This window comes from Pontibacter rugosus, from assembly GCF_042678745.1.
GTDB classification, from domain to species: domain Bacteria; phylum Bacteroidota; class Bacteroidia; order Cytophagales; family Hymenobacteraceae; genus Pontibacter; species Pontibacter rugosus.
In genome coordinates, this window is record NZ_JBHTLD010000200.1 from 1 (window position 1) to 8,876 (window position 8,876).

The 8,876-nt window shown below is 47.6% G+C and carries 4 protein-coding genes and 1 pseudogene; all 5 read left to right on the forward strand.

Annotated elements, in window-relative coordinates; all coding sequences use genetic code 11:
- A partial coding sequence (locus ACFQ2O_RS17410; RefSeq protein ID WP_377530734.1) for a glycan-binding surface protein occupies window positions 1-1,166 on the forward strand: 1,166 nt, incomplete at its 5' end.
- Window positions 1,167-1,188: 22 nt separating this feature from the next.
- Window positions 1,189-3,246 carry an IPT/TIG domain-containing protein gene (locus ACFQ2O_RS17415; RefSeq protein ID WP_377530737.1) on the forward strand — a complete coding sequence of 686 codons (2,058 nt, stop codon included), beginning with the start codon at window positions 1,189-1,191 and terminating at the stop codon, window positions 3,244-3,246.
- Between the two features lie 706 nt (window positions 3,247-3,952).
- A complete protein-coding gene (locus ACFQ2O_RS17420; protein WP_377530740.1) occupies window positions 3,953-5,740 on the forward strand; it encodes a glycoside hydrolase family 9 protein in 1,788 nt (595 codons plus the stop codon).
- Window positions 5,741-5,832: 92 nt separating this feature from the next.
- Window positions 5,833-8,154: a glycoside hydrolase family 3 N-terminal domain-containing protein gene (locus ACFQ2O_RS17425; RefSeq protein ID WP_377530744.1), complete on the forward strand. Its 2,322-nt coding sequence runs from the start codon at window positions 5,833-5,835 to the stop codon at window positions 8,152-8,154.
- A 399-nt stretch (window positions 8,155-8,553) separates the two neighbouring features.
- Window positions 8,554-8,876 (forward strand): annotated as a pseudogene (locus ACFQ2O_RS17430) (hypothetical protein); the annotation flags it as partial.

The window sequence follows — 8,876 nt, forward strand, 5'->3', positions numbered from 1 at the left end:
ATATGAAAAATAGATTTAACGCATTCTTGTTCCTGTTCATCGCTATTGCGATGGCAGGAATATTCACAGGGTGTTCGGATGATGATGATAATGGTCCGAATGGTGGTAAACCTATGATTAGTTACATCAGGGTTACACGGCCAGAGGCTTCTGACTCCCTTATTGCTAAAGCAGGCCAGGGCAGTATGATTGCCATAATTGGGCAGAATCTAAATGGTGCGCGTGAGCTTTGGTTCAACGATCAGCAAGCAGGTCTAAATCCTGCTTATATCACCAGTACATCTATCATTACCCGTGTGCCTGCCAATATTCCGATAGATATCACGAACAAGATGAAGCTCATTTTTGCTAATGGAGATTCGCTGCTATATGATTTTACAGTGGACATAAGTGAGCCGTTGCTTACCGGCATGCTGAGTGAGTATGTAGGTACTGGTGAAGTGGCCACGATTGTCGGAGATTTCTTCTACGCCCCTCTAACGGTCACTTTTACGGGTGGTGTAGAAGGAGAGGTAGTTTCTGTTGAAGATGATATGATCAAAGTGAAAGTGCCTGAGGGAGCTGAACCAGGAACTATTACAGTGACTACTAGCTTCGGTGAAACGGAGTCTAATTTCTGGTTCCGCGACAACAGAAACATCATTGCCAGCTTCGACGGAACAACAACCGGATTATGGCATGGCCCGAACTTTATCAAAGCGTCTGATCCTGAGATTAAAAACATTAACAACAACTTCCTGCGCTTTAACCAGGCTTTGGCCGAAGGTGCCTGGGCTGAGTTTTATGTTGGGCCTGTTAATAGTGATATAGCCAAAGAAACAAAGAATATTCCGGCGGCTGCTTTGGAAAACCCTGCTGACTATGTACTGAAGTTTGAGATAAACACACTTGCCCCTTTAACGGGAGCAGCAATTAAAATGTACATGGGTGTGGGAGATATGGGAACTGAAAGAAACACTATTTTCTATACCTGGAAGCCTAATATTCATACAGAAGGGGCATGGGAAACCGTAAGCATTCCGTTTGAAGAATTTTATACAGCCAACAAAGAGTTTCCATACAGAGCTGATGGTTACGGTGCTTCCTTCTTCTTCAGTGATGGAGCAAAAGTTACCGCCAACATCGCTATAGACAATATGCGGGTAGTACCTATAAGGGCTAATTAACAAATCTTAAAAAGACATCTATATGAAGAATTTCTATAATCATAGGCTCCTGTTGCTGTTCTGCCTGATTCTGTCGTTAGGATTTATAACCTCATGTGAGGATGACGATGAGGAGACTGGACCCAATTCAGGGCAGGTAGAGTTGTTAAGTTTTGGCCCTACAGGTGTACAGCATGGGGAGGAACTGCGTTTTGTAGGCCATAACCTGAACCAGGTAGAAGCCATAGAGCTGCAAGGTGCAACAGTGCCTAAAGCAAGCTTTATTGAGCAAACATCAGAACTCATCAGAATTATGGTTCCGGAAGAGGCAATGCAGGGAAGGGTGACACTTAAACTCTCTAAAGGGGATGATGTGGTATCCAAAACTATATTGAGTTTCACGGTACCCATTACGGTTACTTCCTTTACACCAGAAGCCAGACCCGGTGCCAATATGACGGTAGCAGGAACGAAGTTAACCTGGGTAGAGGGTGTTGTGTTTGGGAGAGACACAGTAGACGAGTTCGTTAGCCAATCAGCAACTGAACTGGTACTTCAGGTTCCGATGAACGCCAAAACAGGTCCGCTGGTATTTGTGGGCGGTGGCGAAAACCCGACCTTTATTGAAACTGAAGAAGAGTTTGTGGTAACGTTGCCAAGCGTAACTTCTTTCGATCCAGCTTCTGTTAAACACAGCGCAAGCGTAACCCTGAAAGGTACTAACCTTGACCTGGTAGAGGAAGTTAAGTTTCCGGGAGGTGCAACAGTGTCCGAGTTTGCAAACCATACAGCTACCGAGATTACCTTAGTGGTGCCTAACAGCGCTGTTTCAGGTGCGCTTACATTGGTAGCTACAGGCTCTCTGGCAGAGAAAGCAACAGAACCGGAGTTGAACATCATCTTACCAGCCATCACCTCTTTGACTGATGTGAAGCATGGTGAAAACCTGACTATCACAGGAACAAACCTGGATATGGTGAAGGAGGTGGTATTTGCAGGTGGTGAGAAAGCTTCTACGTTTGTAAGCAAATCTGCGAACCAATTGGTTGTAAAAGTGCCGGATAAGGCAAATGCAGGAAATCTAAAGTTAGTAACCATACATGGTTTTGAGGTAGCAACCTCTTCTGCGTTTAACCTGGTTTTACCAGCCGTTACCAATGTCACCTCTACACCTGTTGATCCGGGGGCTAACATTACCATTACAGGTACTAACCTGGATCTGGTGAAATCTGTTGTGTTCACTGGAGATGCTACTGTCTCTACTTTTGTAAGCAAATCTGCGAACCAGCTAATAGTAACGGTGCCTAATAATGCTAAAAGCGGTGTGCTGAAACTGATAACCACAAAAGATTACGAAGTAACCACAAAAGCCGAGGTAGAGATTGTTTTGCCTAAGGTTACTGGCATTACTCCTGCACCAGTGGCATTTGGGGCTTACCTGACAATCAATGGCAGCAGTCTTAATCTTGTGCAGTCTGTGAAATTTGTAGGTGGGGCAACGGTAACCAATTTCCTGGCTAAAACGGAGACACAGATAATATTGGCAGTGCCGAATGGCGCAAAGAGCGGTAAACTAATGCTTATTACAAACCGAGGCTTAGAAATAGAGACGACACAAGAGGCACAAGTTGGTGCAGGTGGCCCGAATATCGACTATTACATCTACGATAATGCGCTGCGGGTAAATGCTGCCGGTGAAGCTGAATGGGAGAAGTGGGGTGGCTGGGAGACACCAACCCAGGATCTAGCGAATACGGAACAGCCAAATAGGGGAGCAAGAGCTATAAAAGTGGTTTACGAAGGCGCTAATGGTGGTTTGCAGTTTCACCCTAAAGATGCCAATGTGCTTAATGGCTACAGAACCCTGGTGCTTTATGTGCGTGGTACCAAAGATAGCCAGTTAGCTGTTCAAGTGAAGAACTCAGCTGGCGCAAATCAAGCCGATGTAACATTTGATGTAAAAGCAGGTGAATATAAGCTGATCGAGATTCCAATCAGCCAGTTAGGTGCTGTTTCAGGTGGTATAACAGAGTTGATAATTAAAAACTACGGAACTACGCCAAACACTGTTTATATAGATGATATAGGGCTGCGCGAGTAGTTCTGGAGAGATAAGAGGGAAGGGCAGCAACAGCCCTTCTCTTTTTACTTCAGGTCTGTATTATAACTATCAGGAAAGAGCGAGTTTCATACTTCAGTTTTGCTGCATAGGGTAAGACCTCTTGTATCTTTAGCTGAATGAGAAAAGGACAAGGCTTTGAAAGAAGTTTAAAGTGATATGAGTGAGGTGGAGCAAATAAACTCTATGCGTATCCCTTTGTCTCGTCTTCTGAGTTAATATTCATCCGGGTTGGTTGCAATGCGATTTAAATCAGAATGCTGCTATACTTACCAACGGTGCTACTTCGTAAGCCTGTTCTTCTTGCTCTGAAGCTGCCCTGAAGCACAGGGAGAAGGTGGCCCTTATAGAAAGTAACTCACCCGCAAAGTGCTTGTACTACAACTGTAGGTTGTGCCTTTGCTCCTTATGTCGAAAGGATACTTTTTAGCAGTAAACGGATCACCTCCTTCTTTCTCTTAGCTCAGGCTAACAACTGTGCTTTTACCAAGGTGGGTATAGCTTTAAGGTAAAATCAGGGTTGCACATCCTGCTATTATGCAGCACTGACGAAACACCACTCACAGCACCGACAAATCTATGTTCAAAGCTAAACAGCACCAATCTTAATGTTTGCAAGACCTGCGCAAGATCAAATCAAAATGGATTTGCTGCGTAGCTCGGCTACTATACTTCAAACACAACTTACATGGAACAGTTTAGAACAGACATCCTTGCACTTCTTACCGGTATACTTACCTGCGGCAGCTTAACAGCGAGCGGGCAGCAGCAGTTCTCGGAAATCCGCCTGAACCAGGTTGGCTTCTATCCGGAGGGAGCAAAGAAAGCGGTTGTGCCTGGTAAGGCCAGCGGTAACTTTTACATCACCACGCCCAATCTGTCGGATACGCTTTACACGGGCAATCTGGGAGCAGAGTTAAAGTCGCTGCATTCCGGGAAAACAACTCGTGTCGCAGATTTTTCTACATTCAGGCAGAGTGGCACTTATGTGCTGCTTGTGCCGGGGCAGGGATATTCCTATCCATTTGAGGTAAGCCAGGAAGTATACCAGGAGATGACAAAAGCGGCTATCAAAGCTTTTTACTTTCAGCGTGCCTCCACAGATCTTGAAGAAGAGCATGCAGGCCAATGGAGCCGCCCTGCTGGACACCCGGACAACAAGGTGCTGGTGCATGCTTCCGCTGCCAGCAAAAAGCGCCCTGAAGGCACAGTGCTTGCCTGTTCCAAAGGCTGGTATGATGCGGGCGACTATAACAAGTATATCGTAAACAGCGGCATTACCACTGCTACCATGCTATCGGCTTACGAAGACTTTCCGGTATACTTTAACACGCTAAACCTACAACTGCCTGAAAGCAATAATACGCTGCCCGACGTGCTGGACGAAGCGCTCTGGAACCTACGCTGGATGCTCACGATGCAGGACCCGGAAGATGGCGGCGTATATCACAAGTTAACCACAGCAAACTTTGAAGGAATGAGCACGAAGCCTTCTGAGGCATCTGCACCACGCTATGTTGTGAAAAAGTCTACGGCGGCAGCGCTGAACTTTGCAGCTGTGATGGCACAGGCTAGCCGCGTATTCAGAAAGTATGACAAGGAGATGCCCGGCTTTGCCGACTCCAGCCTGGTGGCCGCGAAGGCAGCGTGGAAGTGGGCGCGTAAGAACCCAGCTGTCTTGTATGATCAATCTGAAATGAACAAACAGTATGCGCCAGCCATCAACACGGGTGCTTACGGCGACAAAGATGTAAGCGATGAGTTTGACTGGGCTGCAACAGAGCTCTACTTAGCTACAAAAGATGATAGCTATTACAAAGCCATCAAAGCAATGCCGCATAAAAGTATGGATTTGCCGTCGTGGGGGCAGGTACGCTTTCTGGGCTACTTCTCCCTGGCCCGCCACGAAAAAGAACTCACACCTGCAGCCAAAAAGAACTATCCGAAGCTGAAGGCTGCGCTAATTGCTTTTGCAGATCAATTGGTGCAGGCAGGGGAGAAGACACCCTACAAAGTACCGATGGGAGGCAATGCGCATGATTTTGTGTGGGGAAGCAATGCCGTGGCCGGAAACCAGGGAATTGCACTAGTGCAGGCCTACCGCCTGACAAAAAATAAAAAGTACCTCGACAGTGCCTTGGCTAACCTAGACTACCTGCTCGGCAGAAATGCCACTGGCTATTCCTTCCTGACAGGCTTTGGTGATAAAACACCGATGTTTCCGCACCACCGCCTTTCTGTTTCAGATGGGGTAAAGGAGCCGGTTCCGGGGCTGCTGGTGGGTGGGCCGAACCCGGGGCAGCAGGATGACTGCACCTATCCTACAAAAATAGCCGACGAGTCATATGTGGACGAGGAATGCTCCTACGCCTCCAACGAAATTGCCATCAACTGGAATGCGCCTTTCCTTTACCTGGCTTCTGCCCTGGAAGCGCTTAAGTATGAGGCAGGATATGTTCAGAAAAAGAACAACTAACAGCCTTGGCTATACTTTATTTTATTCCGGAACGAGTACTTTTATACTTTAACTGGCATTAGAATTGAATTTATAAACAACCCATACTATAGATGAACTATACTAAATCTATTCCTTTTGCGCTCACCGTGGCACTTGCCCTACAATTTTGTGCCTCTCCCAAACCCTCTGCTGACGGCACAGCCACAGCTACAACAGAGACTGCCGCAGCAGCTATTGCGGGCCGAACGGTAGCCTCATCCAGCAGGGTGGACAGCCTGATTGCAGCGATGACCATCGAAGAAAAAGTGGGACAGATGACGCAGGTAACCATCGACCTGATTCTGGAGGACGATGAAACCACAGTGGTGGATATGGCGAAGCTGCGGAAAGCTTTGATAGAGAAAAATGTAGGCTCTATCCTGAACGTAAAAGGCCAAGCCTATACAGTAGATCAGTGGCATAAAATTCTAACGGCCATACAAGATGTTGCTACCAAAGAAACAAGATTGGGCGTGCCGGTTGTATATGGTATTGATGCCATTCATGGGGCAAACTATATCGCTGGATCTACCTTGTTTCCGCACAACATTGGTACAGCCGCCAGCCGCAACCCCGACATAGCACGCAGAATAGCTGAAATCACTGCAGCAGAAGTACGTGCCGCCGGTATTCCCTGGAACTTTGATCCGGTGCTTGATGTAGGCAGGCAGCCGCTTTGGCCACGCTTTGAAGAAACTTTTGGCGAGGACGTATACTTGGTAAAAACCATGGGAGCGGCCACGATCAGAGGGTATGAGCAGGATGGCCTCAATCAGGACCATACCGTTGCCTCCTGTATGAAGCACTTCCTGGGGTACTCCCTGCCAGCTACCGGAAAAGATAGAACGCCTTCTTACATTCCTGAAACTATGCTGCGCGAGTATGTGCTGCCTCCGTTTAAGGAAGCGGTTGAAGCCGGGGCGGCAACCGTGATGATTAACTCCGGTGAAATAAACGGGATACCTGTGCATGGCAGCAAGTACTATCTGACTACCATTCTGCGGGATGAGCTTGGTTTTGAAGGTGTGGCCGTTTCAGACTGGGAAGACGTTATTCGCCTGCATACCCGCCACCGCATTGCCGCCACGCCAAAAGAAGCCGTGCGCCTGGCGGTAGAGGCAGGGCTCGACATGAGCATGGTGCCGGTAGATTACTCGTTTTATGATCTGCTGGTGGAGCTGGTAAACGAAGGAACTATCAGCGAGGAGCGCATTGACTTATCGGTGCGCCGCATCCTGACATTTAAAGAGAAGCTGGGTTTACTGGACAACCCGTACCCGAATGCTGCCCTTAAAAGCCAGGTGCAGAAGCCGGAGTATGACAGCGTAGCCTATCAGGCAGCGCTGGAAAGCCTGACGCTATTGAAAAACGAAGGCAATGTGCTGCCGCTGAAGAAGGGAACGCGCGTGCTGGTGGCTGGTCCGGGTGCCAACTCACTGGGAACGCTGCACAGCAGTTGGTCCTACATCTGGCAAGGAAGTGATGAAAGCCAATACCCAGACAAGGCCATGACCATTCTAGAAGCCTTGCAAAAAGAGCTGGGTGCAAAAAATGTGGTAAGCCGATCAGTGGGTGAATTTGGTGCGGCTGCTAACTATAATGTAGCCCAGCTGAAGAAAGATGCGCAAAATGTGCAGGCCATTATACTTTGCCTGGGAGAGAAAGCCTATGCCGAAAGCCCTGGCGTAATAGACAACCTTGATCTGGATGCCAACCAGCTTGCTTTGGCAAAGGCCGCTAAAGAAACAGGTAAGCCTGTTATACTTGTGCTCACACAAGGCAGGCCGCGTGTAATCTCCTCCATTGAGCCGGACATGAAGGCGGTGCTGTTAGCCTACCGTCCTTCTACCTTTGGCGCCCCGGCTATTGCCGACGTTTTGTTTGGTGACCACAATCCAAGCGGCATACTGCCCTTTACGTACCCGCGCCATTCCGGTGATATAGTATTGTACGACCACAAAGGAACCGAAAAGATACGCGAAGATCAGCCAAACACCTACGGCGACAAAGGCTTTAATCCGCAATGGACCTTTGGCCATGGCTTAAGCTATACTACCTTTCAGTTTTCAGACCTGAAGGTAAACTCTACGTCCTTTGGGGCGAACGACCAGCTGCAGGTAAGCGTGAAGGTGAAGAACACTGGAAAGCTGGCCGGACAAAAGGCCGTGGAGCTTTACAGCCGTGACTTATACGCCAGCATTACTCCAAGTGCCAGCAGATTACGGGCATACACGAAGGTAGAGCTTGCCCCGGGAGAGGAGAAAGAAGTTCGCTTTACGCTGAAACCGGAAGACCTTGCTTTTGTGAATGAGGAAGGAAAATGGGTAACAGAACCGGGTGACTTTGACCTGATGGTGGGTGACCAGAAAGTGACTACAAACTATGTACAGTAAACAGGAAGCCCGGCTCATGCCGGGCTTCCTGTTTATAATTTGAATACACGCTGGTATATGTAGCTACTATAAGTATAGAGACAAGAAAGGGCCTTTCCATATTAGGAGCAGGCCCTTTCTTGTCTTGTAGTATTAAGTTATAAAGCTTTTTGACTTTATTTTCTGAGTAAAGAGCATGTTTACATATCGTTTTTGCAGCGCAAAGGATAAGTTTTAAATATGCTGTAATGTTAGATCCTCTGCTTCAGGTCATCTACATCAAAAGATAAGTATAGGGACGGAATTAGCTTTAACGTGAACTCGGGAATTAAATATTTAAAAAACAGCTGTTTGTGCAACAAAAAAGGCTAGGAATCAGGTAGAAATATTGTCCGATGTTTCACCTAATCCCCTAGCCTTATGCACTTTATCCTAGATACTGCCAAAGTGGTTGAAGTGTTCTGCTTCATAGACGATTTCTGCAAGGAAGTGCAGGAGCACTTCGCCTCGCACCCGCTGCCAAAGGGGCTTCTTGAAAAGCATCCCGCCGGCAGGAAGCCCGCCCTTTCTGAGAGCGAGGTGCTCACTATTCTCACGCTTTACCACCTCTCGGGCTTCAAGTGCTTCGAGTACTACTACGAGCGCCTGGAATTGCAATGTTTTACTGGAGACTTTTTCAGGCAGCCACAGCTTGGTTGCACAACAGTTTTTCATATTGGCAAGGAGTCAGGTAACCAAGGGCT